This window comes from Paenibacillus mesophilus, from assembly GCF_005938385.1.
In the GTDB taxonomy this organism is placed as follows: Bacteria; Bacillota; Bacilli; order Paenibacillales; family NBRC-103111; genus Paenibacillus_AB; species Paenibacillus_AB mesophilus.
In genome coordinates this window covers 62332-87508 of the sequence record NZ_VCRA01000015.1, presented here as the reverse complement: position 1 = coordinate 87508, position 25177 = coordinate 62332, and the positions used below count along the sequence as shown (strand labels likewise).

Below are 25177 nucleotides of genomic sequence, written 5' to 3'. Positions count from 1 at the left end.
CAATTCGGCGAAGTACATTCGTGTTTTCGTTGTAGCTATTGTTGCGAGAGCAGCAAAGCTGCTCCGAAGGAATATACTTCGAAGGCCAGCTTCACTTTTGGGGGATTTACTATGACCGCCAAGATCAATATATTCGGGAGAATATTGATCCTGGTCATTCTGCTGCTGATTCCGATAATCGCGCTCTACAGCTTCTCGAATCGGATCGCGGGCGACGTCGTCGGAGAGCAGATCCAATCCTCCGGCTTGAATCAGCTGACGTTTTTCCTGCACCAATTCGATTCGGTTCTGGAAAATTTGTCGATGTTTCCGGTTATTTTGGGCCAAGACCCCCATTTCCGGGATTACCTCGACAAGGCGGGAACATCGGCGGCTGCAACGCCGGAGAGACTGGCCGAGCAAGCGTTGATTACGCGCAAGCTCGGCTTGCAGAGCGTCTCCAGCGCGTGGTCCAACGATTTGACGGTCGTCATTCCGGGCCAGTCGAGAGTGCTGTCGTCCAACATTTACTTGAACGGCAGCTCGCAGTGGGCGTGGGAGGAAGAAGTCCGCCACGAATGGACATACGAGGAAGACCGGTCGCGCGGTCATCCGACCGGCTCGTTCATCCGCGAGATCGCCGAACCGGCAAGCGCGAGACGGGTGAACCAAGCCGCCGCCTTGTTCCAGGTCAGGTTCCCGGTGCAGAACATCAATGAACTGCTCGATTTGTACAAGAAGGACAAGCAAAGCGATCCGTTCCTGTACAAGTCCGGTCTCGAGCCTATCCTCACCAGCACGCCGGACAAAAGTACGGTGCAAGCGATCGAAGGGACGCTGGACGGGTTGACCTTGAACGAATCGGGACAAGTGCGGGTCGATCTCGACGGCCGGCAGCTATTGGTCAGCTACGTGCGTTCCAGCCAGCTGGGAGGCTGGTACATGATCGATTACGCTCCCGTCGACCTTGTGCTCGCCCCGATTACGAAGACGCGCAACCTGTTCTATATTTCCGTCGGACTGCTGCTTGCGCTCAGCACGCTGGCGTCGTTCATGCTGTACCGTAACGTGCAAATCCCGATTATGAATCTGGTCCGCAGCATGCAAAGATTAAAACGCGGGGATATGACCGCGAGAATCGATTACCGGGCTAAAAACGAGTTCGATTACTTGATTCGAAGGTTCAATGAAATGGCGGAGCAGATTCAAGTGCTCGTCGAAGATGTGTATGTCGAGAAAATCCGTTCGCGCGAAGCGACTTTGAAACAATTGCAGTCGCAAATCAATCCGCATTTCCTGTACAATTCGCTGTTTTTCATTATCAATTCGGCGATGATGGACGACCGCGATTCCGTGGTGGCGATGGCGCAGCATTTGGCGGAATATTACCGTTATACGACGCGGGTCGACAACCAGAAGGTGACCTTGAAGGACGAGCTCGAATTGATTGGGCATTATTTGGAAATCCAAAACATGCGGATGCATCGGCTCGAATACGATATTTCCGTGCCGGAATCGATGATGGATGAAGTCGTGCCGAGACTTATCATTCAGCCGTTGGTGGAAAATGCGATCGTTCACGGGATCGAGCGCAGAACGGAAGGCGGGCGCATCTCCATATCCGGCGAGCGGGACGAGCATTTCAACCGCATTATCGTGCAGGACAACGGAACGGGCTTGACCGGCAAAGAGCTGCACCAACTGCTGGCCGGTCTTCATCAGCCGATGACGGATCGGATCGGGCGGGGGACATGGAATGTGCATCAGCGTCTTTATTATCAATTCGGGGAAGGCTCCGGCTTGACCTTTCACGAGGTGCAGGACGGCGGATTGAAAGCGGTTCTGACCTGGAACCGGAAACGGAGCGGCGCAAGCGACGGGAACCGCGAAGCCGGCGCAGAAGGGGGCGGCAGCGATAGTTCAACTGTTGATCGTCGATGATGAAGTCCATGTCGTGGAACGGTTCTCGACGACGATCGATTGGACGGCGGTCGGCATCGAGCAAGTATACGGCGCTTACTCCGGCGAGAAGGCCCTCGCCTTGCTGGAACGGTTCTCCATCGATATCGTCATTACCGACATCCAGATGCCCGGGATGACGGGACTGCAATTAATAGCGGAAGTGCAGCGGCGCTGGCCGAGAACGAAATGTATTCTCCTGTCGGGCTACTCGGACTTCAACTATGCGAAGGAAGCGATCTTGTACCGGACGGAGGACTATTTGCTGAAGCCGGTAACCGAGCGGGCTTTGGTCGATACGGTACAGAGGGTGATGGAGAAGCTCCGCAAGGAATGGGAGGAGGTCGTGTCCAAGCAGCGGCTCGCTTATACGCTGAAGGAGCATATGCCTACGCTTAGGGGAACGCTGCTGAACGACCTGCTGCAAGGACGGAAGCTCGCCGATTCCGCGCTCAAGGACAAAATGCAAATGCTCGGCCTGGAAGATGTGATCGGCAAAACGTTCGCCATCATGATGATCCGCCTGGAGGAATATTTCCTCAGGTACGACCCGCACGGCATATCGCTCATGGAGTACGCGATCGGCAACATGGTCGAGGAGCTGTTCGGGGATCGGCTGGAGAGCTGGCATACGAAGGATGCTTACGAATATTTGGTGTTCGTCATGGTCGGCAAAAACGAATCCGTCGGAACTGCGGACGACTCCGTATGGTTCGAGAGGACCGCATCCTCGCTGCAGACGGCGGTAAGCAACTATTTGAAAGGAAAAATATCGGTGCTCGTCAGCCGGTGGGGGACGTTCCCCGCCGATTTGTCCGACCTGTACACCCGGTCGGTCGCCGCCTTCCGCCGGACGATCGGGGGAGAGCAGGAGCTGTTCGTCCGTCTGAACGACGATCCGCTGCGAACGGACGTACAGCCGCTGCCAAGCTTATACGAGCCGCCTACGTTGATCCATCTGCTCGAAGCGGCCCGGTGGGACACCATCGAAGAGAAGCTCGGCAGTCTGTTCGGCGAGTTGGGAAAGGTCGGCGCGGAATCCCAGGAGCAGCTGCTCGAGGTGTACTTCAGCATCGCTTCCGCATTTGCCTATATCGTTCATAAGAGCGGTCGAAGCCTGCCCGTGCTCATCGGAGAAGATTACGACAAAATGATCAAAGGCGTCCCGTTCCGCTCGCTGAATCAACTTAAGGATTGGACGTTCGGCACGCTGAACCGGATACGGGACGATATGAACCGGGAGACGAAAGATTCCCGCGACTCGCTTATCAACGACATTCGCGCCTTCGTCGAACACCATATGGCCGAAGACGTATCGCTCCAATCGATCGCGGACCACGTTCACCTGCATCCCGTCTACGTGTCCAAAATTTATAAGCTGGAAACGGGCGATAATTTGAGCGACTACGTACACCGCGTCCGGATGGACAAGGCGGAATATTTGCTCAAGCACGGCCAAAGCAAAATATACGAGATCGCGGCGCTGCTCGGTTACCAGCGTCCCCATTCGTTCAATCACGCGTTCAAGAAGCATTTCGGAATGACGCCGCAGGAATATAGAGACCGATACTCGTGAATCGGTTATAATACAAGCGTTGACACGAGGAGTCTTTTGGAAACGGCGCAGGAAGCGCCTACATCGGGCGAAGGCACGAATCAAACGAATCCAAAGCAGGGGAGACGATCCGGATGAAAATTACGAAGATGGAGCTGTTTAAAGTTCCGCCCAGATGGCTGTTTCTGAAAATCGAAACGGATGAAGGCATTTCCGGCTGGGGAGAGCCGGTCGTGGAAGGCAAGGCGGATACGGTCCATGCGGCCGTAACGGAGATGAGCGAATATTTGATCGGCAAAGACCCGATGCGCATCGAGGATTTGTTCCAAGTGCTGTACAGAGGCGGATTTTACCGCGGCGGCCCGATTCTTTCCAGCGCTATCTCCGGGATCGAGCAAGCATTGTGGGACATCAAGGGCAAATATTACAATGCGCCCATATACGATTTGCTGGGCGGCGCTTGCCGGGACAAAACCCGCGTCTACTGCTGGATCGGGGGAGACCGGCCGAGTGATGTGGGTCAGGCGGCCAAGCAGCAGGTGGAAGCCGGGTTTACGGCGGTGAAGATGAATGCGACCGAAGAGATGCATTACATCGACTCGATCGGCAAAGTGGACGCGGCAATCGCCCGAATCGCGGCCGTCCGCGAAGCGGTAGGCAAAGAAGTCGGCATCGGCATCGATTTTCACGGACGGGTTCACAAGTCGATGGCGAAAATATTGGCCAAGGAGCTGGAGCCGTACCGGCCGATGTTCATCGAGGAGCCGGTTCTTCCCGAGAACAACGAGGCGCTGAAGGAAATCGCCCGTTATACGTCGTGTCCGATCGCTACCGGAGAGAGAATGTACACCCGCTGGGGCTTCAAAGATTTGCTCGCCCAAGGCGTCGTCGACATTATCCAGCCCGACCTGTCGCATGCGGGCGGCATTCTGGAGACGCGCAAAATCGCCGCGATGGCGGAAGCTTACGACGTCGCCGTGGCGCCGCACTGCCCGCTCGGTCCGATTGCGCTCGCATCGTGTCTCCAACTCGACACATGCTCTCCGAATGCATTCATTCAGGAGCAGAGCTTGGGCATTCATTACAATCAAGGCTCCGATCTGCTCGACTATTTGAAGGATCCTTCGGTATTCGCTTATAAGGACGGCTTCGTGAGCAATTTGACCGCGCCGGGGCTCGGCATCGAGGTCAACGAAGAGAAAGTGCGGGCAATGGCCGCCATCGGACATACGTGGAAAAACCCCGTATGGCGCCAAGAGGACGGAACGGTTGCGGAATGGTAAAGCTACAGCGGGACGCCGATCAGCGTCCCGATTTTTTTTGCTTTTCACGATATTGACGTAGGAAGGCGGGGCGGATATAATTATTTATACGTATAGATAAAGGTTGTTGGCAACGGTTACATGGCCTTTGTACAAACGTCAAGGAATACCGGCCTTGTATATCTTATATCTATACGTATAAATACAGGCGATAATGGAGGGGATAAAGCGCTCATTCAATAATGCGCCGGAGGTTAAGCGCTTTATTGCAGAAGCGAGCGGAACCATGTTGCGAAATGGAATCCATTTGCTTATGGGGTCGACTATGCAAGACACGGATATGATATACTGTGTGTGTTAGCGAACAACATCATCATCTATACGTATATACATAGCCGTGGAGGAACTTATGGCAACGCGGAAGGAAGTTGCGGAGAAAGCCGGCGTATCGATTGCAGTCGTATCGTACGTCCTTAATGACAGCAACTATGTGAAGGAAGAGACGCGCCGGAAGGTGCTCCAGGCGATCGAAGAGCTGGGGTACGAGACGAATATGGCGGCACGCGCGCTGAAGATGCGGAAGACGGAGCAGCTGGCCGTTCTGATCAATCATCTGGGAAATCCGCATGAGGCCGGGTTGCTGCTGCGGATCGAGGAGTATGCGGCGAAGCATAACTATGTGTTGTTTTTCCAGACGTTCCATAAGGAGCAGGAAAGCCGGCTGAAAGCATTGCTGAACGGAAGAGTGGACGGTATTTTCCTGCTCGGGCAGTCGCTGAAGGAGGATACGCTGCACCATTTCCAGAAGCAGAACATTCCGTTCGTTTCGGTTACGACTCCCGCCGTTCGTCATGCCGCCGTACCTTGCATCGATTTGGACTGGGTGTTCGAATATTCCCGGCTCATACGTCTGTTAAAGGAAAAGGGCCACAATCAAATCGCCTATATGGCCATCCGGGATCAGGCCCATCCGCTCAGCCATCGTCTGTCGGCTTTCCGCCGAGCGATGGATGCCGAAGGCATGCCGCTTACAGAAGAGAACATCTTTTACTGCGACGGCGGGGTGCTTCCGGCGGCGTGCGAGACGATCAAGCACGTATGGAGGTCCGGACGCCGATTCTCGGCAATCGTCGGCGCGAACGATTTAATGACGGCGGGAATCTTGGCGGCTTGCAGCGAGCTGGGAGTCGATATTCCCGGACAATTGGCCGTCGCGGGCTCGGAAGATATATTAATGTCTTCCCAGACGGCTCCGCCGCTGACCGTCATTCATTACCCGAGGGAAATCGTCGGAGAGATCGCCATGAAAGTGATGCTCGACAAAATAAACAAGCATCCGGCGTCCGATCAAATTTTGCCGGCGAGGCTCGTGGAACGAAGCTCCGTGTGAGAAGTGCGGAGCGTCTGCTTCCTTTATCTATACATGTAAATGTTGCAATACTAATCTTACTCGATAAGCGAGGGATCGATATGAAACCGAAAATTGCGATTTTGACCGCCCTGACGGTCGTCCTGGCAGCCGCCGCAACCGGATGCGGCAAAACGGAGAAGGTGAGCACAGAGACGGTGGGAGCGCCGAAGATCAGCTCGGATCCCGTTAGCTTGGTGCTGTTTCTCGATTCGGGAATAGAGCCGGAATATATCGAACAAATGCAGGCGGAGCTGAAGAAAAGACATCCGAATATCACGCTGAAAATATACAAGAACGAGAAAGAAAATTCGTTGGACGAACTCGTCCTCGCGGGCGAAACCCCCGATCTGATGATTTCCTACAACGGGAAAATAGCTTCCTATCAAAGCAAGGACCTGCTTTACGACATGACCCCGCTTATTCAAACGCATCAATTGGACTTGAACCGGTTCGACCTCAATTACATCGACGACGTCAAAATCGCCTCCACGAAAAACGAAATATTCGGAGTGCCGATCAGCTTGGCGTACCATGCGCTTTACTATAACAAAAGCATTTTCGATAAATTCGGCGTTCCTTATCCGAAGGACGGCATGACGTGGGAGCAGGTACTGGATATCGCGAAGAAAGTGACGCGGAACGAGGGCGGCATCCAATACCGCGGCTTCGATATCGGCAATATGGTTTGGGCGTCGCAGCCGCTCGGCATCGCGGCGATCGACTACAAGACGGACAAGGCGACGATGCGTACGGACGAATGGAAGCGGGTATTCGAATTAATGAAAGCGTTTTATACGATTCCGGGCAATATGACGACGGGCAAGCCGAAGGACAACTTCCTGAAGGAAAAAACGGTCGCCATGTACGCGGATCTGAGCATTGCGAGCGAGCTCGAGCTTGCCGCCAAGGACGGCCTGGATTGGGATGTGGTGCAATATCCGAGCTACCCGGAGAAGCCGAACATTTACGGCAATGCCAGCGTTAACGTGATCATGGTAACGAAGACGAGCAAGTATAAGGACCAGGCGATGCAGGTCGTAGCCACGGCCGTATCGGACGAGGTGCAGATGGAAAGCTCCAAATCGGGCAGGGTGACGCCGCTGAAGAGCGCCGAAATTACGCGGGCGTTCGGTTTGAACAAACCGGTGTTTCAAGGAAAAAGCGTGCAAAGCATATTCAAAAGCAAGCCGGTGAAATATCCGATCGCCTCGCAGCACCGGGGCAGAGCGGAAGGGATCGTACGGACCAAATTCATGGAATACGCGAACGGCGCCATCGACGTCAATACCGCGCTGTCCCAGGCGGATGAAGAAATCAATAAAGCGGTTGCCGCGGCAACCGGCAAGTAGTGTCCGTAAGGGAAGCATATACTGGTATAGAGCGTGCCCGGGTGAGCGCTATCCCCCGGGCTGTTTTTGTTTGAAATCCGATGGTGTTGTGCCATAAGCGCGTCTGAACAGCCTCGTGAAGTACACCGGCTCCATCCCGATATGGGCGGCGGCTTGGCGCACCGTCATACCCGGATTCTCCGCCAGCAGCAGCGCCGCGGTCTTCAGCCGGACCCGCTGCAAATAAGTCATCGGGGTCATCCCGATGTCGCGGCGGAACAGCCGGTTCAGATGCTTTGGAGAATAGCCGACATGGGAAGCCAGCTCGGCCATCGATAAGTCTCGGTGCAAATGGTCGTGCAGGAATCGGACGGCGCTGTCCACGGAGTCGCGATAACGGGCTCCTTTGGCCGGACCGTCTACATGGTGCGGTTCGCACGCAGTCGCCTGCTTCTTCAACTCCGCACAGAAGCTGAACAGCTGCTCCGTGGAGCGCCATGTATCAAAGTGAGGTCCGGAATTGGACCATATGCCCTCAAGCAGCTCCATCAGTCTGTTCATGTCCCCGAGCCGAAGCTTGTACGGGACGCTTCCGAATCCCCATCCATCCAGCATGCCGCCCCGCTTCTCCAGGAACGTCACATAGCCGACCAGCCATGGCTCGGAACTTTGCGGCACATATTCGTGCGGCAGACCCGCAGGGATGTACAGCATCGTATTCGGTTCGATCGTGTCCCATTTGTCCTGCCCGAGCGGCCTGAATATGCCGGAGCCGGAAAACGTCAGAAACAGCTGGTTCGCGGAAAAGCCTTTCATCCGGGTTATGGCGGACTGCCGTTCCGTACCGACGGTGTAGACGCTGAAAGGAACATCTTCCCCGGCGGGGTGGTGCAAATTCGTTCGCAGAGCGAGAAGGTTCATGCGCGGATTCCCCATTATGTCCTTTTTGTACGGCATGTTGTCCGTTTTGGCCGCTATGATCCATAAGTATAACACAACTATAATGGGGCAAGGAGAGCAAAAACGTCGCTTAACGAGCCAAGGAGAGATGATGATGATCCGGATCGACAACTATTGGGAAAACCCGGGCGTTCTGCATCAGAACAGGGAGGCGCCCAGGGCGCATTACATTCCGTTTGCGGATGCCGATTCCGCCAAGACAGGCAAAAGAGGCCGTTCCCCTTTCTATATGACCTTGAACGGAACTTGGAAGTTTCGATATGTTTCCAGCGTCGCTTCGGCGGATGAAACGTTTTACGAGGAGCATGCGGATGTGAAGGCGTGGGACGATCTGATCGTGCCTTCCTGCTGGCAGACGAACGGCTACGACCAGCTTCATTACACAAATATCAAATACCCGATTCCGTACGATCCGCCTTATGTCCCGGATGACAATCCGGCCGGATTGTACGTCCGCGACTTTCGAATAGGCGGAGACTGGAGCGGCAAGCGGAAGTATGTCGTGTTCGAAGGCGTCAATTCTTGCCTGTATTTGTGGATAAACGGAACTTTCGTCGGATACAGCCAGGGCAGCCGCGTCCCGGCGGAATTCGATTTGACCCCGTACGTCCGCGAAGGCCGCAACCGGATGGCCGTTATGGTGTTGAAATGGTGCGACGGGACTTATTTGGAGGATCAGGATTTGTGGAGGCACTCCGGCATATTCCGCGACGTCTATTTGCTGGCGAGGGACCGGGCGCACGTCCGCGACGTGTTCAACCGTCAGGAGCTGACCGCGGATTTCACGCAGGCGAAGCTCCGCGCGGAGCTTGCGACGACGGGGCGGTTGGACGTAAGGGCGGAGCTGAGAGACGCGAAAGGTCATATCGTCGGCTCCGCCGATGCAGTAGTGGACGGGAATGGCGTTCTCGAGCTGCAGGCCGCCGATCCGGTGCTTTGGAATGCGGAACAGCCGTATTTGTACGAGCTGTACGTTTATGGCGGCGAAGAGGTGCTCCGGTTCCCCGTAGGATTCCGCCGGATCGAAATCCGCGACGGCGTGTTCCGCATTAACGGGCGACCGGTCAAGCTGAAGGGCGTCAACCGCCACGATTCCCACCCGGAGCTCGGGCAGACGATACCGGTCAATCATATGAGGAAAGACCTCGAGCTGATGAAACGGCATAACGTGAATACGATTCGCGCCTCCCACTATCCGAACGATCCGCGGTTTCTCGAGTTGTGCGACGAGTACGGATTTTATGTCATCGACGAAGCGGACCTGGAATGCCATGGCGTCAGCTTGGCCTACAGCGGAACCGAAGGGGCGTTCCATAAGCTGTCTGCCGATCCCGATTGGCGGGCGGCCTTCGTGGAACGGGCGGTCCGGATGGTCGAGAGGGACAAGAACCATCCGTCGGTCATTATATGGTCGATGGGCAACGAGTCGGGGTACGACGGCAACCATATCGCGATGGCCGAATGGACAAGGGAGAGGGACCCTTCCAGACCGGTCCATTACGAGGGGGCCGCGCCGCACTACAAGGGCAGCGCGAATGTGGAATGTCTCGACCTGGAGAGCCGCATGTACGCTTCGGTTCAGGCGATTACGGACTACGCCGTGAGTGAAGACAACAAGAAGCCGTTATTCCTGTGCGAATACAGTCATGCGATGGGCAACGGTCCCGGTGATCTGGCCGACTATTGGGAGGCCATCTATGCGCATCCGAAGCTGATGGGGGGCTGCGTATGGGAGTGGTGCGATCACGGCATTAAGACCGCAACGCCGGACGGCGTGCCGTATTTCGCCTACGGTGGAGACTTCGGCGACAAGCCGAACGACGGCAATTTCTGCATCGACGGACTCGTCTCGCCCGACCGGAAGCCGCACACGGGATTGCTTGAGCTCAAGAAAGTGATCGCGCCGATCCGGATCGAGGCGGACGATTTGGCGGAAGGCAAGTTCAAAGTGACCAACTTGTACGACTTTATCGATCTGGGCCATATCGTCCTGCATTGGGCCGTCGAGGAAGAAGGCGGATTGGTGTCGCAGGGAGATATTTGGCAGCTCGACGTGAAGCCGCACGGTACGCAAACGATAACGGTTCCCTACGGGTTATCCGGACCGACGTCGGGAAGCCGGGTTCTCACTTTATCGTGCCGATTGAAGCAGCAGACCTGCTGGGCGAATTTCGGATATGAGGTTGCTTTCGAACAGTTCGTGCTCCCCGCTGTCGGGCCGGCGAATACCGGAGCCAGAACCGGCATGCGTGCGCTGGATGCGAATGAAGCCGGAAACGTGCTCACGGTCGAAGGCTTCGATTTCCGCTACAGGTTCGATCTCGGGAAAGGGACATGGGTGCAGATCGCGAAGCACGGAGTCGAAATGCTGCATGCTCCCGCGCAATTCGTCATCTGGCGAGCTCCGACCGATAACGATATGTATGTCAAACGAAAGTGGATCGAAGAAGGCTACGACCGCGCCGGAATGAAGGTGTACGCCTGCTCTTGGTCGAAACAGGGAGACAATGCGGTGGAAATCGACGTGAAATTCTCCTTGGGCGGCTACTTCAAGCTGCCGCTGCTTCACGGGCTGGCGGTATGGCGGATCGACGGCTCGGGAGAAATCTCGCTCCGGGCCGGAGTCGAGGTCAGGGAAAACCTCGAATATTTGCCGAGATTCGGTCTGCAGCTCGTCATGCCGCAAGGCAATGAGGAAGTGGAATATTACGGACTCGGACCGCATGAAAGCTATATCGACAAGCGGCAGAGTGTCAGAAGAGGCAAATACTTGTTGACCGTCGACGACATGTTCGAGCCGTATATCATGCCGCAGGAGAACGGTTCCCGGTACGGGACGGAATGGGCGATCGTCTCGAATGAGCAGGGGATGGGTCTGAAATTCGCGTCCCCGGCCGGCTTTTCGTTCAACGCTTCCCACTATACGCCTGACGATTTGACGGCCGCGAAGCATGGTCACGAACTGGTCCGACGCAAAGAGACGGTCGTCCACCTCGACTACAAGATGAGCGGGGTAGGCTCCAATTCCTGCGGTCCGCAGCTGCTGGAGAAGTATCGTTTGAAGGAGAAGCGCTTCGAGTTCGAGCTTGTGGTTAAACCTGTCTTCAAAGAGGACGAATAGGAAGTTGAAGAAAAAGGAACCAAAGTGTAGGGGGTACCCTTTTATTACGCTCAAAAAGTACCCGAGCAGCCGTGATTCGGGGTTCATTTGAACCGTATTCGCTCCCGTAAATGGAATATATGCCGTTAATTTTTCAATTTATTCACTATTTCTGGTATTTAACTGGAAAACCTCCAGTACATGTTATCGAATATGCTTTTTGAGCCCGATTGTGGTGAATTTAGATGGAGGTTTTCCAGTTATTCCTCGCTATTTGCTCAATTCTTGTCACATGTACTGTAGGTTTTCCATTTCACGGGTCAAGGCCGCCGTAAAATCCGATCGAGACACCACGATTTGGTCGGAGGCTGTTATCCGACTTGAAACGCCGCTGTCGACCATGCATATTCGGGATCTTCCTGCGTCCCGTCCTTGTAGGTGGAAATCAAAGCCCATCTGTCCCTGCCGGAGCTATTGGGATAGGAAGCATGATACAACAAATCGTGAAAAATGATAGCATCCCCGCGGGTTGCCGTCAGATCGACAATATCTTGACCGGAGATATCCGCTTCTTCGAGCCGATTTTGAAAGCCGAGCCCGTCCGTCGCATCGCCGCCGTGGCGAGCCGCACCCAACAGGTGCGAACCGGGAACGACTCTCAGGCAGCCGTTCTCCGGAGAAGCGTCGTCGAGCGCGATCCATACGGATATTTTATGGCTCCCTTTCCAATACGGATAGTCTTGATGCCAAGGCGAGCCGAAGTCAACGGAAGCGTCTTTGAATACGAGCTTGTCGTTCATGAATATGACTTGTTCCCCGATAATTTGTTTCAATGCGGCGACCAGCACCGGATGGGCGACGGCTTGTTTGAAAATCGGGCTGGCTGCGGTCATTCCCAAATATACGCCTTCCTTGCGGACGTCTTTTTGCCGCATAACCTCGCGTGCCGCTTCTTTATACATGCCCACCTCTTCTTCCGTGTACAATCCTTTGATCATGTAATAACCAGTTCGTTCGAATTGTTCTTTGACAAGTCCCGTCATGGCGGACATCCTCCTTTTAAGTGACAGCCCGGATTCATATTCACTGTCTTATCATCAAGTTAACCGGATATCGGGCAATAAGAAAATGCACGGAATCCGATATTTTGTGTCTTAATCCGCACTCCGTGCCATAATGGCATGCCCGAATCAAATGTATGCACAAAATCCCGGTTTCCTTGGTCTTTAAAAGATCGGCGCAGCGTGATATAGTACGATTACCATTTACCGGGAAGGGGTGCAAGCCATGCCGCTCGATTTGATTCATTCCGCGTTCGAATTCGGAGCGACCCGGCTCATAACGTCCGGCGATTTTGTCGTGAAATCGGGTTGGGTGTACGGCCCGATCTGCCATCGGAACTATCAAATCGTCTACTTTCCGACAGGTACCGAAACCCGGTACGTTTGGGCGGACAAATCGATCGTATTGAGCAAGCCATGCGTCATCATTACGCCGCCCGGTGAAATGCATAGTTACGAATTCGACAAATCCCGGCCGGTCCGGCATCTCTTCGTCACATTTTATTGGGATGACGGGGCTGTTGAATATCCAAAGTTTCCGAAGCTCAACGAATCCGTCTGCCTGAATTCCGTAGAAGAGACGCTCGTGCCGCTATTAATCAAGCAGATCCTGTACCTTTCGCACAAAAAAGTTTACTTATGGGAAGAGCGGTGCAAGCTGCTGCTCGTTTCCGCATTGGCGGAGTTGGAAGGGTTGAAGGGCATGCGTTCATCCAGATCCGCGGCGATCTCCGACACGAACAACTCCTTGCCCGTATGGAAAGCGCTGGACTATATCGACCGCAACTTGAAAGAGCCGATTACGATCGCGCAGCTTGCCCGCGAAGCGGGATGGAGCCATGAGCATTTCACCCGCAAATTTGTTCAATATATGGGGATGTCCCCGCAGAAAGCGATCGTCAAGCGGAGAATCGAGCGGGCCTGTCAGCTGCTCGTTCATGAAAAGTGGAACATTTCCGAAATTGCCTATGCCGTCGGTTTTCAAAATGTCCATTACTTTTACCGTACCTTTATGAAAGTAACGGGGATGACGGCTACGCAGTACCGCCAAAGATTTTCCTCGCCGCATCTGAAGCATTTGGCGCCGGTTACCGGATTGGAGGCCTCCTATCCGTTAAATCGTTACTACCGCTATAATTGATTGCATTTCCTTTCTTCGAATCCCCCGTGCCTTTCTGTCCAATTTGCCGGCAATGTGGTATGCTTTTATACAAGTGAAATAGTTATATCACATGAAAGGTAAAAGTGAAGAGATATGATGCAGAAGCAGAAACAGAGCCGTACGACGTTCATGGAAAGATTGGACAACATGGTCAAGACGCTGAGGCATGACATCGCCGCCGGCAAATATAGGACTGGCGAGTACCTTCCTTCGGAAGCGAATCTGGTCGACATGTTTTCCTTAAGCATTAATTCCGTGAGGAAAGGGCTGGAACAATTAGTTGCGGAAGGTTTGATCGTCAAAAAAACGAAAGTGGGCAATATGGTGGTCAAGCCCCCGGGCTCGGAATGCGTGACGATTACGTTCGGGTATCATCTCAGTATGGATGGAATCGCCGACATCAGCTATTTGGTAAGCGAATTTGAAGCGAAGCATCCCCATATTAAAGTGGTTCCGGTTCAATTGTCGATTTTAAATTATAACGAGATCGTCAAAAATTACATGGGCAACGATATGCTGGATGTAGTGACGATTAGAGAAACAGAACTGCAAACCTATGAAGAGCGGGGCGAGCTGGATTTGCTGGAGCCTGCGGCCGTTAATTCCGGGGCGTACCCGTTCCTGCAAGATACGTTCTCGCGCGAGGGCGTTATATACGCATGCCCGCTCGTGTTTTCTCCAGTGATTCTATGCTACAACCGCGAACATTTCTTGGGAAAAGATTTGCCCGAACCGGACAGCAGTTGGAGCTGGGACGACCTGGTCCGCGTAACGTCGCAATTGGCCGAGCCTCCCGGGCGATACGGGTTTTATTTCAATTATTTGTCCGAGCATCGCTGGCCGATTTTTTTACTGCAAAGCGGAAATCGGGATGCGACGAGTTGGATAGATGCCGTTCGGCTAAGTAAATCGATTGTTGCAAATCGACAGCTTTTTCCCCTTTATACGGAAGAATATGATATAGATGCGAAGTCTTTATTTCTGGAAGAAAAAGTGTCCGTCATCATGACGACTTACTTTAATTTGAACCATCTGAAAAACGCGCCGTTTTCATTCGATATTGCCCCGGTCCCCCATCATAACGAGCAAAAAACGATGATGCTCGCGGTCGGTCTTGCCGTGAACCGACGCTCCAAGAAGAAGGCGGCGGCACAGGAACTCGTTCATTTTTTGACCTCGGCGGAAGCACAGTACCATATCCGCAAGCGCACTTTGAGCATTCCGGGATTGAAAAAAGCCGCGGAATGGACCGGGGAGGAAGAGATGTATCGTCCGTCCCGCTATACGATGTACCGGGAAATCATTCCGACTTTCCGGACCCTTGCTGATTTGCGGCTGACCACGGATAGACTCCGCCATCTGCAAAGGGAATTGAAATTGTACTGGTCGGACATTGTCGACGAGACGTCATTGTCCGAATTCGTCGAACAAATGCTTTAAAAAATTTTCCGGGGTCCCGGCAAAAATGATTCGACTCGAAATTTGAGTATAGCGGTACGCCAAAAAACCGTCGGTTCGGTTCGAACCGACGGTTTTTCTCCATATTCGCACAAGCTTACGGTACAAAGCTTCAACCTTTTTCTCGATTCTGGCCATAAATTTCTCGTAGCCGTAAGTCCATGTTTTGACAGTGACCCGCGATCCATCCCCGCCATTCCTCGTTCATGCAATTGCCTTCAAGCCAAAACGTAAGAGATGTGCCCCGATTCGTCGCCCCAATCAAATATGGATTATTTATTCACCTGGTGACATGAGTGCGATATGAAATAGAAAATCATATTGACACCTTTGATTTATTAATTTACTATTTATATGAAACAGAAATGAAATACAACTCATGTCTAGGCACAATATGCTAACAGACTATGTACATAAGGGCTCAGCTCGGATGAGATGAAATGGAGGTTGTCGAAACAGTGAATCTGACGTTTTATTGTTCGGAGCAAAACGATTTATACCGGCTGCTGGTCGGGCAAGAACGGCATTGTCCGCGCTTCGGCGAAATCGGCGCCGCGCTCGAGCATGCCCGGCCCGGAAGCGGCGTATTGCTGCTGGCCGACGCGTACCCGAAGGCGGAACTGGAACTGGAGGAGCGGTATTTGCGCCTCATTCGCGACAAGCGGCTGCGTATCTATGCGGAATACCCTTCAAGCGCACCCGGGCTGGAAATAAGCTCGCCCCGGCAAGCTTTATGGGAGAGGGGAGTCGTCTCTTCCGATCGATTCGCACCCGGTGTGGAAGCGTTATCCATTTTGGCGTTGCACGGCTGTTGGTTTCTTCCCGTTCGGAATACCGGGTTGACCTCGCATCTCGTGCTGACGCGGGTAGCGGGTTACGACAAGGCCGTATTCGGGCTGCCGCGGGAAGAGGCGGGAGAGACGCATCCGCTTTTGTTCGAGTTGCCGGGTACGACCGTTTTGGTAGGGGCCAGCAAGCTGAGCCATTTCGTAACGGGGAGGTACGGACCGATGGCTGCGTGGCAGTCGGTCTGGCGAGCTTTACTGTCCTGGCTCGACCCGGAGAGTCAAGTGCCGCCGCTGCAGTGGAAGCCGGACGTCTCGGTCCGTTTCGGCGAGCAGGACGCTTTGCCCCCCGAATGCGAATCGGACGCTCTGGAGCTGTCGTTCCGTTGGTTCGAGCAGCACGTACTGTTCCATACGGAAAAAGGCAATGGAGCGATGGAAGGTTATGTGTCGCACATCGACCATCAAGGCCGGCAGATGCGGCTCGTCTCCTCTCCCCGCGCCGACTGTGCCGCCGAAAGCGCAATGGTGTTCGCTTACGATGCGGTGTTGAACGGCAACCCGGCCTCGCGGAAGACGGCCGAACAAATCATGAATTACGTCTGGTCCGCCCCAGCCTTTCTGCACGATCGCAAGGACAGCCCGGCGTATGGGCTTGTGAATTGGTATGACCGCGGTCCGATCTTCTATGGAGATGACAATGCGCGCGTGCTTCTCGCCGGGCTGGCGGTCAGCCGGCTGCTAGGCGACGACCGGTGGGACGATCATTTGCTGCGCTGCTTGCTGGCCAATTGGCGCACATCAGGTTCGAGCGGTTTCCGCAGAAACTTTTTGCGATATCCCGAATCGTTTCCGGAAGGACGCGGATGGCGGCATTACAAGAGCGAGGACTTTATCAACTGCGCTCCGCACTACCAGTCTTATTTATGGGCCTGCTATATTTGGGGGTACGCTTTAACCGGTTACGACCCGCTGCTTGCGACAGCCAAACAAGCGATTCGGAGCACGATGGAAGCATACCCGGACGGCTGGAAATGGACGAACGGGCTTACTCAGGAAATAGCCAGAATGCTGCTTCCGTTATCGTTTCTGGTACATGTCGAAGATACGGCCGAGCATCGCGGCTGGCTCGAACGGATGAGCGGCGAGCTGCTGCGGCAGATGCAGCCATGCGGCGCCATTGCGGAGAAGATCGGACCGCTTGAGAACGGCAAGTATCCCCCGCCCCAATCCAATGAAGCTTACGGAACGGGGGAAGCCGCTCTTCTCCAGCACGACGGCGATCCGGTGTGCGATCTGCTGTATACGGCGAATTTCGCTTTTCTCGGCTTTCATGAAGCGGCGGCGGTACATGAGCGGCTTAAGACGACGGAAGATCGGCTGGCCGATTTTTTGTGCCGGGTTCAACTACGCTCCGAGAAGCATCCGTATTTGCACGGCGCCTGGATGCGCAGCTTCGATTACCGTAAATGGGAATATTGGGGAAGCTCAGCCGATCTCGGCTGGGGAGCCTGGTGCGTAGAATCGGGCTGGACGAACGCCTGGATCGCGGCGGTGATGGCTATGCGGCGGACGGGACAACGGCTGTTCGATTTGTCGGCGAAGGATCGGTGGAAGCGGCGTTTGCCCGATATGCTGGAAGATATGGATTTGGTGCAGGCGCTATGAATGATAGAGGAGAGGAGGGAGAGAACGCGGTGAAACTGAAAATCGCCATACTGCCGGAACCGGTCGTACAAGGGAAATTGTTTGACGCAACTCATCGTAAACAACTCGAGTCGTTTGGCGATGTTGTCTACAATCGGACGGAAGGCATGCCTGCTCCGGAAACGCTCAAAGATATTATCGCCGGGGCGGATCTGGCCGTAACGTCGTGGGGCTGCACCCATTTGAATAAAGAAATATTGGACCGAGCTCCGCGCCTCCGGGCAGTCGTCCACGCGGCCGGTACGGTGAAACCGGTCGTGACGCCGGAGCTGTGGAACCGGGGCATCCGGGTGACCAGCTGCAACGATTCATTAGCCGTCGGCGTGGCGGAATCGGCGCTTGCCCTTACGATCGCTTCGCTGAAAAATATGTGGCGGTTGTCGCAAATTACCCGAGAGGGGGGATGGGGACAAGGGAGAGAGCTCGTTCGCGAATTGTACGGGATTACCGTCGGCGTCATCGGCGCGGGGAAGGCCGGCCGCCACTACATCCGCCTCCTGCGTCAATTTTCCGTCGACATCCTCGTCTACGATCCATTTATTTCGGCGGAGGAGATCGCCCGCATCGGAGCGGCTAAGGCCGAGCTGAACGAGCTGCTGGCGGCAAGCGATGTCGTATCGCTTCATGCTCCTTCCATACCGTCGACTTATCACTTGATCAATCGCGAGCGGCTGATGATGATGAAAGACGACGCGATCCTGATCAATACGGCACGAGGGTCGATCGTGGACGAAGTGGCGCTGGTCGAACAATTGCGGAAAGACCGGCTGTTCGCTTGTCTGGACGTCACCGCTCCCGAGCCTCCGGCGCCCGACCATCCGTTTCGCAGTTTGCCCAACTGCATATTAACGCCACATATCGCCGGCGCGGTCAATAACGGGATCAAACGGTTAGGGCAATTCGCCGTAGAAGAGCTGGGACGGCTTGTGAGAGGAGTGCCGCTTCTAGGCGAAGTGAAACCCGAGCAATTGGAAATGCTGGCTTGAAAAAAAAGGACGAATCCGACTCCGCCCGGCCGGTACATGTGCCGGCGCGGCGGAGAAAACGATAGGGGGAAGCGACAAATGAAAGCGATTACCTACGTGCTGCTTTTCGTATTGTTGGCCTTTACGATGCTGCTTGCGGCATGCGGCAGCGGAGCGGGAAGCGATACCGGGAACAAGGGCAAGATCGGCGCGGAGACGGAAGGTAAGGACACTCCGGAGCAACTGGCAAAGAAAGCGGCTGACGAACAAGTGGAGCTCGTATTTGCCTCGTCCAGCGGGGCGACGGCGGAACAATTCATGGAGCAACAAGGCGGCAACGAGATCCGCAAGAAGTTTCCGAATTACAAGATCACCTTCGTGAACGGCGCCGTGCAAAACTTGATGGCGGCCAACCAAACGATCGACATTTTCCTCAGCTCCGTCGGACTCACTCCCGCTACCCTCCTGTCGTACAACTTGCAGAGCGATATAAGCGATTTGATCAAAAAGTATAATTACAACTTGTCCCGGCTCGAGCCGTCGACGATCGATATTCAGCGGGAGCTGGCAAACGGGGGCATTTACGGGCTTCCGGTGAATACGGTTTCCGGCGCCTTGTTCTACAACAAAGATTTGTTCGATCGTTTTGGAACCGCTTACCCGAGAGACGGGATGACCTGGGACGAATTGTACGAACTCGCGAAGAAAATGTCCCGCACGGAAGGCGGAATCAACTACCGGGGCTTGACGTTCGCTTTCCAGCACATGATGTTCTTGAACCAGTATTCCGCTCCGCACCTCGATCCGAAAACGAACAAAGCGCTGTTTACGCAGGACAACTTCGTGCGGGCATTCGAAAATATGGCCAGATTTTATAAAGTCCCTGGAAACGGGCTGCCCAATCATACATTTTCGCTGCCGGATCAGCAAAATCCGTTCTTCAAGGAGCAGACGATCGCCATGCTGATGACGTTGAGCGGCGGAGGCGCAGGCTTCGGGAATATGAACTGGGATATGGTGCAATTGCCGTTCTTGAAAGATAAGCCGGGAGTCGGGCCGCAGTCTTACCCCGCCTACTACTACATTACGAGCATGAGCAAAAAACGGGATGCCGCGTTCCAAGTGCTCGCATACGTGACATCGGACGAATTTCAAGAGTGGCAAGCCAAAGGCGGAACTCCTTCGATCTTGAAAGATCAAGGCAAGGTCATGCAAAACTTTGGAGTCAATCAACCGCTCTACAAAGGAAAAAATATGAAGGCGATCTTGCCCGCGAAGTTCGCGGCTCCAACGATGAAGACGAGGTATCAGGGCGTCGCGGACAAAGAAGTGCTGACGGCTCTGAGCGAATACAGCGCAGGGAAAGATATCAACAGCGTATTGAGAGAAGCTGCCGAACGGACAGACAAGTTAATTGCCGCGGAAGTCGGCAAATAAATCGAAGCGAAGGCGCACGATTTCATTGAACAAGGAGGACTCGACCTATGAAACAAAACGAATCCGAAGTGAAAATCAGCAGGAGAAAATTGCTCGGTGCGGCAAGCGCCGCCGCGGTTACGGGGCTTATGTTCGGCAGCGGCGTAGGATTTGCCCGGCAGGGAAGCGGCGTGGCCGCAAGCGTCTATGGGAATCCGTCCGACAACTGTTGTCCTTATCCGAATGTAATCATTGTAACCTGTTTCGGGGCGACAGGCGACGGCTCGACGGATGACACGGCGGCGATTCAATCCGCGATCGACGCTGCCGCGGCAGGCTCTACCGTTTATTTCCCGAGCGGGACGTATAGGGTCACGTCTTTGACGATCGGCAAGTCGATCCGTTTCTTCAGCCACGATAGCGCGACAATCAAGTTTAACAATTCGCTCGGCCAAAGAACGGTCATGTTCGATATCCAAACGAACGGAATCGACGTTTCTTTCGAAAACATGATTTTCGACGGGAATAAGGATAATCAAACCGCGCCGGATCAACTGAATCGGCTGTATTATCGCATCGTATACTGGTCGGCCCGGGATTGCGCTTACGTCAACGACAAGTCTTTTCTTTCCATACGGAAGTGCAAATTTTTGAATACGCCTTCGAATGCAATCTTTTTAATAGGTTACGACGATGCAGACAAAGCGGACCTCAACCAATCGTTATTTGTCAAGATCGAAGACAACTATTTCGAGAAAGGATACGAAAACGCCCCGGGACATTTAGATACTTGCGTGATTGCCATTAGCGGCAATATCAACGGGGTCATTTCGGATAACACATTCATGAAAAACGAGCCCATTTCGATGTACGGACTCGGTGCCATTACGATCACGACGGCAGACATTGCGGTCGAGGTGTTTTCCAGTTTGGTCATTCGCAACAATCTTTTTAAACATTACGGACGTCAAACGACGACGGGAGTCGGTCCGATCGGCGTAATCGATTTTTATGCATCCTGCGAAAAACTGCTTATTGACGGAAACCGTTTCGTCGACTCCTACTACGCTGCGATCAAGGGCAAGACCAATTCGCGGAATTGCATGATCACGAACAATTTAATTGACGGCGTTCTGCTCAATGGGAACTCGAACGTGAAATCATTCGGCATTTCCGTTGGAAGAGGGACGTATTTCGGCATCTATGACAAATATGTCGTGTCCGACAATGTGGTCAAAAACATCTACGGAAACGGAATCGAAGTGGTAGGCTCGAACTCCGGGTTTTCACCGGCTCCCGTAGGGAAAATCAAAGATGTGATGATTTCCGGGAACGTCGTCGACGTGATCGCCGATTCGAATATTGCGTCGTACGGCGTGCTCGTACAGCATTTTGAAAACGCCGTGATTGCGGGCAATATTTTAAAGAACAACGATCGCGCGATTTATTGCAACGACTGCAAAGTCGGAGCGGTTATTTCCGGTAACGAGCTGTACGGAACGAAGAAAGCTTTTGTCATGTTCCAAGGCTACAACGCCGGAGAGGCGGGTTATTCGGATTATGACGGCGACTTGATCGTCTCGAACAATCTCATGCGGACTACGATCGATACGAACTACACGACTTTCTGGTGTCTGTATTTCGAGAGGGTGAGCAACGTCGTTGCGAACGGGAATGTGGTTCGAATCGCCGGAGCAACGGCCGCGCAACATTTTCTGCGAACGGGAGTCCAGGTGCTGGGGCAAATATCCTCGCATCAAAATATGGTGCAGGGCGGCGTAACGGCATTTTTCGCGACCGGATCCGGGACGTTGACCCAAACGCAAAATCTTCACAACGGGGTTGTCGTCCCCTAATAGTCCCATGCTGGGCGATACGTCGCTCCTGAAGACGGAAAGCAAAATCTGAATGATTGAAATGGCTTGCCGCCCTCGCTGACAGGAGCAGCGGGGAATGATCTCAACTGATGTACCGAACTGACCACGAAGGAAAAGTTGGACGTACTGATCGAAGGCCATATGTCCGGCTAGGCCAAAGACTATGTAGCGGCGGCAGTCGAGAGCGGCTTGCTCGGCGAGAAGCCGACTATACGAAGCCCGCCTTCCGTTCCGAGTTAGTCGAAGCGACGTACGGCGCCAAGCGAGCGCTCGACAACGCCGCGAAACCAGCCAAAGCATCCATTCAATCGGTCAAAGCTGCCGGTGCGAAAAAGGTCGAAGTAACGCTCGACCGCGACTTCGATGCTAGCTCAATAATCAACAAGGGAGGGGCTGCTGGCTTGGGTCGGCAGCCTTTGTTTGCGAATAGGCATGTTAAATGGTATACCATCAGATGTAAACTGCGATCCCGCAATAGGCTTCTTCATTAATTACCCGTACCGTGTCCCCGCCCCCTCGTAATACAGGAAGGAATTTACTCCGAGAAAAAGAATATATACGTTGTAACGACATGATCCATAAGGAGATCTGATTTGTCTATGATTATGAAAGCAACCGCTTTGAAACTGGCGTCTGCGTTAACAATTGCTTCTGTGGGGTTTCCAGCGCCGCAAGCTTTTGCAGAAAAAGAGACAGAGATCCGTTCGCAACCGACTCCTACCGGCGAAGGAATAACCACGTCTCTTGGCGCAAAAATCGATTGGGCATCCGACACGAAAATAGTTCGGACATTGACGTCTCCCGAGAGCGCTAAACCGCCTGCTCCGACACTTCCCTTGACCGATACAATCATCACCGGCACATTCTCATATCCCTGGTCCAATCCGTTAAACTACGGCAAGGCCGTAGTGAGCAAATTAGACAACAGACGCTATCATCTGCACGTTTCGGTCGTACAAGGCTTTAGCCACAATATGGGCGAGCTCGACTCCGACTTCACTTTCGACGGCACGGCAGTTGTGTTCTCCGATCCGGAATACGACAAGGTTACGATGACATTTACGGAAAATTCCATAACCATCGATTATCCGGGCTATGGCTTCGGAGGAAATAATGCTGAACCTAAGGGGACATTTTATTTGCAAAACTCCGGCATTGAAGATGCCCCATTTCTGACAAAGTTATATGACGGTTTGCAAATACATGAATCATACCGGCAAGGCTTCACGGATGTATTCACCTATCATGTAAGCGAGACGAAGGAGGCGCTCCTCGTTCAATCCCGCAGCAGTCTCAACCGTTCGTTGGTGGTCGTCGAATATTTGGCAATCTACGATAAGTCCACGCAAAACATTGAACCTATTGGCGAGATATCGATCTATAATAAACGCGATCTCTTCAAAAAACTCGAAACCCTTTCTGCGAGTGAGGAATTGGTTTATGAGCTTCTGAATAAACAATACGCTGATCGTTTCATCGAACTTCAAATGCAAAAATTCGATAACGGCGACCGGACTTTAGGCGATCCCGACTTGTTTCAACTGACGGAAACTGAGGCTTTCTACATCGTTACCGGAGCAGAGGAGTCAACCTCTATCTCCGAAAATTTCAGGAATCAGGATAACATCGGATCCATATTTAGAACCGAGATCGACCATTCCAATGCCAATAGCGTCACAATCCATATTTATGAGCTAGTCCGCATTGACCAGAATGACGAGCATACGTCGACTATCGACTGGCTTGAAGTGGACCGCTCCAGCGGCAGAGTGAAGAGTATATTGTTTGAATAATCGAAAGATCAATTGCGATTGCAAAATAAAGACATTGTGGGCAACCGACTTCATCCGATTGGCCGCCTTTTTGCGGGGAGTGAGATTTGAACTGATGCAATCAATACGATTGAAACTAGAAGCCTACATTAACAAATATTTGGAGCTATGGGACTTTTACGGCGTTGTTCAAGTCATCCAAAAAGGCGAAGTGCTTTTTGAAAACGCATACGGCTATGCGAGTATCGAGTTTGGAATTAAAAACGATATGAATTCGCGCTTCTCAATCGCTTCCGTGTCAAAACAGTTTACCGCCTTTGCGATTATGCTTCTATATGAACAGAACCTGCTGGACATCGATAAGTCTGCACAATTGTACCTCCCTGCCGATATGAAGCTGGACGAGACGATCACTGTACATCATTTACTCTCGCATACTTCCGGTTTATATAATTATTACAATTTTGAAGACGATTTTTTTGCCGGATACAACAGAACGGACTATTCGCGTAATGATTTCTTCCTGCGGTATATCGATAAAAAGCCTGCAAAGCCGCCGGGCACGGCCTATGACTACAATAACTCCAACTATAATTTGCTCGCATGGATTATTGAAAATGTTTCTGGAGAGAAATATGAAGATTATATGCGAAACAACATCTTTCTGCCCTTGAATATGAGGAACAGCGATGTTGATGACGGATGTAAGCCTATTAAAAACAAATCAAGTAATTATTCGAAAGATTTCGATGCAACGATAAAAAGTCCGTATTATAACGAGAAATTCAGCATCGGTGCAGGCGCCATCGTTTCAAACTGCGATGATTTGTACAAATGGTACACCTGCTTGCGGGATCGTAAACTCCTGTCGAAAAAAACGTACACCAGGTTTTTCAGCACGAACATAAACAATTACTGCTATGGACTTGAACATCATCATGTATACGGCACGGACAGGTATTCCCATGGGGGAGATCATCTTGGGATAAGCACCTATATGCAGAATTACTTCGATGAAGATATATGCCTCACTATTCTTTCAAATAATGAGGCTATCAATCAGTACAGACTGGGCAACGGGATTTCGGATATTCTGCATCAAGTAGATGTAGATGCCCCGACCAAACATGAAGAGATTCCCATGAATGAAAGTAAGCTCAAAGAGTACTGCGGAATCTACTTGAAAGATAAGATCGAAGTAGAACTTATTCATGGAAAATTATACTTTACGAGATTCTCCGGCAATCTTCATATCGAGATCTATCCGGTAGGGGAAGGGAGATTTGCTCGAAGACATTCCGACCAAATCCGCCCGTACAGTATTACTGAGAACGAAAACGGCAACATGACGTTTTTCGGGTATACGAAGGATAACCCCGCAAACGAGTAGTCGGAGCGGGAATGTCCTCATTTTTGAACA

At 52.8% G+C, this 25177-nt stretch carries 16 protein-coding genes; 14 read left to right on the top strand and 2 right to left on the bottom strand.

Annotation, left to right across the window (positions count from 1 at the left end; genetic code table 11):
* The first annotated feature begins 111 nt into the window (after nt 1–111).
* The 5 genes from FE783_RS24035 to FE783_RS24015 all read left to right on the top strand — a co-directional run bounded on the left by FE783_RS24035 (nt 112) and on the right by FE783_RS24015 (nt 7515).
* The gene (locus FE783_RS24035) at nt 112–1920 is read left to right on the top strand and encodes a sensor histidine kinase (RefSeq protein ID WP_138881935.1); all 1809 of its coding nucleotides are present in this window, start codon (nt 112–114) and stop codon (nt 1918–1920) included.
* Complete coding sequence (locus tag FE783_RS24030; RefSeq protein ID WP_238403237.1) at nt 1907–3514, top strand: response regulator transcription factor; 1608 nt, start codon at nt 1907–1909, stop codon at nt 3512–3514. Before FE783_RS24035 ends, FE783_RS24030 begins: the two co-directional genes overlap by 14 nt.
* A gap of 113 nt (nt 3515–3627) precedes the next feature.
* Nucleotides 3628–4776: a galactonate dehydratase gene (gene dgoD / locus FE783_RS24025; RefSeq protein WP_138881933.1), complete on the top strand. Its 1149-nt coding sequence runs from the start codon at nt 3628–3630 to the stop codon at nt 4774–4776.
* Nucleotides 4777–5164: 388 nt separating this feature from the next.
* Nucleotides 5165–6145 carry a LacI family DNA-binding transcriptional regulator gene (locus FE783_RS24020; protein WP_138881932.1) on the top strand — a complete coding sequence of 327 codons (981 nt, stop codon included), beginning with the start codon at nt 5165–5167 and terminating at the stop codon, nt 6143–6145.
* An 80-nt stretch (nt 6146–6225) separates the two neighbouring features.
* The gene (locus FE783_RS24015) at nt 6226–7515 is read left to right on the top strand and encodes an ABC transporter substrate-binding protein (protein WP_138881931.1); all 1290 of its coding nucleotides are present in this window, start codon (nt 6226–6228) and stop codon (nt 7513–7515) included.
* Nucleotides 7516–7563: 48 nt separating this feature from the next.
* Here the strand turns inward: FE783_RS24015 and FE783_RS24010 are convergent, their stop codons facing one another.
* On the bottom strand, nt 7564–8415 hold the full coding sequence (locus FE783_RS24010) for an AraC family transcriptional regulator (RefSeq protein ID WP_138881930.1): 852 nt from the start codon (nt 8413–8415) through the stop codon (nt 7564–7566).
* A gap of 133 nt (nt 8416–8548) precedes the next feature.
* On the opposite strand from FE783_RS24010, the gene FE783_RS24005 reads away from it, so the two are divergent.
* The gene (locus FE783_RS24005; RefSeq protein ID WP_138881929.1) at nt 8549–11575 is read left to right on the top strand and encodes a glycoside hydrolase family 2 TIM barrel-domain containing protein; all 3027 of its coding nucleotides are present in this window, start codon (nt 8549–8551) and stop codon (nt 11573–11575) included.
* Nucleotides 11576–11925: 350 nt separating this feature from the next.
* On the opposite strand, the gene FE783_RS24000 is transcribed toward FE783_RS24005, so the two are convergent.
* Complete coding sequence (locus FE783_RS24000) at nt 11926–12597, bottom strand: phytanoyl-CoA dioxygenase family protein (RefSeq protein ID WP_158302001.1); 672 nt, start codon at nt 12595–12597, stop codon at nt 11926–11928.
* 244 nt (nt 12598–12841) lie between these two features.
* Here FE783_RS24000 and FE783_RS23995 point away from each other — a divergent pair, with 244 nt between their 5' ends.
* The 8 genes from FE783_RS23995 to FE783_RS23965 all read left to right on the top strand — a co-directional run bounded on the left by FE783_RS23995 (nt 12842) and on the right by FE783_RS23965 (nt 25147).
* Nucleotides 12842–13756 carry a helix-turn-helix domain-containing protein gene (locus tag FE783_RS23995; protein ID WP_138881927.1) on the top strand — a complete coding sequence of 305 codons (915 nt, stop codon included), beginning with the start codon at nt 12842–12844 and terminating at the stop codon, nt 13754–13756.
* 114 nt (nt 13757–13870) lie between these two features.
* On the top strand, nt 13871–15217 hold the full coding sequence (locus FE783_RS23990) for an extracellular solute-binding protein (protein WP_238403236.1): 1347 nt from the start codon (nt 13871–13873) through the stop codon (nt 15215–15217).
* Between the two features lie 476 nt (nt 15218–15693).
* A complete protein-coding gene (locus FE783_RS37665) occupies nt 15694–17688 on the top strand; it encodes a hypothetical protein (RefSeq protein WP_158302000.1) in 1995 nt (664 codons plus the stop codon).
* A 29-nt stretch (nt 17689–17717) separates the two neighbouring features.
* On the top strand, nt 17718–18713 hold the full coding sequence (locus FE783_RS23985) for a hydroxyacid dehydrogenase (RefSeq protein WP_158301999.1): 996 nt from the start codon (nt 17718–17720) through the stop codon (nt 18711–18713).
* Between the two features lie 78 nt (nt 18714–18791).
* Entirely contained in the window at nt 18792–20129 is a 1338-nt protein-coding gene (locus FE783_RS23980; protein WP_158301998.1) for an ABC transporter substrate-binding protein, read from the top strand.
* 47 nt (nt 20130–20176) lie between these two features.
* Nucleotides 20177–21964 (top strand): glycosyl hydrolase family 28-related protein, encoded by a 1788-nt coding sequence (locus FE783_RS38035; protein WP_202916248.1) that lies wholly within the window; start codon nt 20177–20179, stop codon nt 21962–21964.
* A gap of 620 nt (nt 21965–22584) precedes the next feature.
* Complete coding sequence (locus tag FE783_RS23970; protein WP_138881924.1) at nt 22585–23778, top strand: hypothetical protein; 1194 nt, start codon at nt 22585–22587, stop codon at nt 23776–23778.
* A complete protein-coding gene (locus tag FE783_RS23965; RefSeq protein ID WP_238403235.1) occupies nt 23771–25147 on the top strand; it encodes a serine hydrolase domain-containing protein in 1377 nt (458 codons plus the stop codon). The genes FE783_RS23970 and FE783_RS23965 overlap by 8 nt, the downstream gene beginning before the upstream one ends.
* Nucleotides 25148–25177: the final 30 nt, after the last annotated feature.

What these genes read in the sequence shown, in the direction of transcription:
- FE783_RS24035 (WP_138881935.1), top strand. Translation starts at nt 112, where the DNA reads ATGACCGCCAAGATCAATATATTCGGGAGAATATTGATCCTGGTCATT.
- dgoD (WP_138881933.1), top strand. Translation starts at nt 3,628, where the DNA reads ATGAAAATTACGAAGATGGAGCTGTTTAAAGTTCCGCCCAGATGGCTG.
- FE783_RS24020 (WP_138881932.1), top strand. Translation starts at nt 5,165, where the DNA reads ATGGCAACGCGGAAGGAAGTTGCGGAGAAAGCCGGCGTATCGATTGCA.
- FE783_RS24015 (WP_138881931.1), top strand. Translation starts at nt 6,226, where the DNA reads ATGAAACCGAAAATTGCGATTTTGACCGCCCTGACGGTCGTCCTGGCA.
- FE783_RS24010 (WP_138881930.1), bottom strand. Translation starts at nt 8,415, where the DNA reads ATGAACCTTCTCGCTCTGCGAACGAATTTGCACCACCCCGCCGGGGAA.
- FE783_RS24005 (WP_138881929.1), top strand. Translation starts at nt 8,549, where the DNA reads ATGATCCGGATCGACAACTATTGGGAAAACCCGGGCGTTCTGCATCAG.
- FE783_RS24000 (WP_158302001.1), bottom strand. Translation starts at nt 12,597, where the DNA reads ATGACGGGACTTGTCAAAGAACAATTCGAACGAACTGGTTATTACATG.
- FE783_RS23995 (WP_138881927.1), top strand. Translation starts at nt 12,842, where the DNA reads ATGCCGCTCGATTTGATTCATTCCGCGTTCGAATTCGGAGCGACCCGG.
- FE783_RS23990 (WP_238403236.1), top strand. Translation starts at nt 13,871, where the DNA reads ATGATGCAGAAGCAGAAACAGAGCCGTACGACGTTCATGGAAAGATTG.
- FE783_RS23980 (WP_158301998.1), top strand. Translation starts at nt 18,792, where the DNA reads ATGAAAGCGATTACCTACGTGCTGCTTTTCGTATTGTTGGCCTTTACG.
- FE783_RS38035 (WP_202916248.1), top strand. Translation starts at nt 20,177, where the DNA reads ATGAAACAAAACGAATCCGAAGTGAAAATCAGCAGGAGAAAATTGCTC.
- FE783_RS23970 (WP_138881924.1), top strand. Translation starts at nt 22,585, where the DNA reads ATGATTATGAAAGCAACCGCTTTGAAACTGGCGTCTGCGTTAACAATT.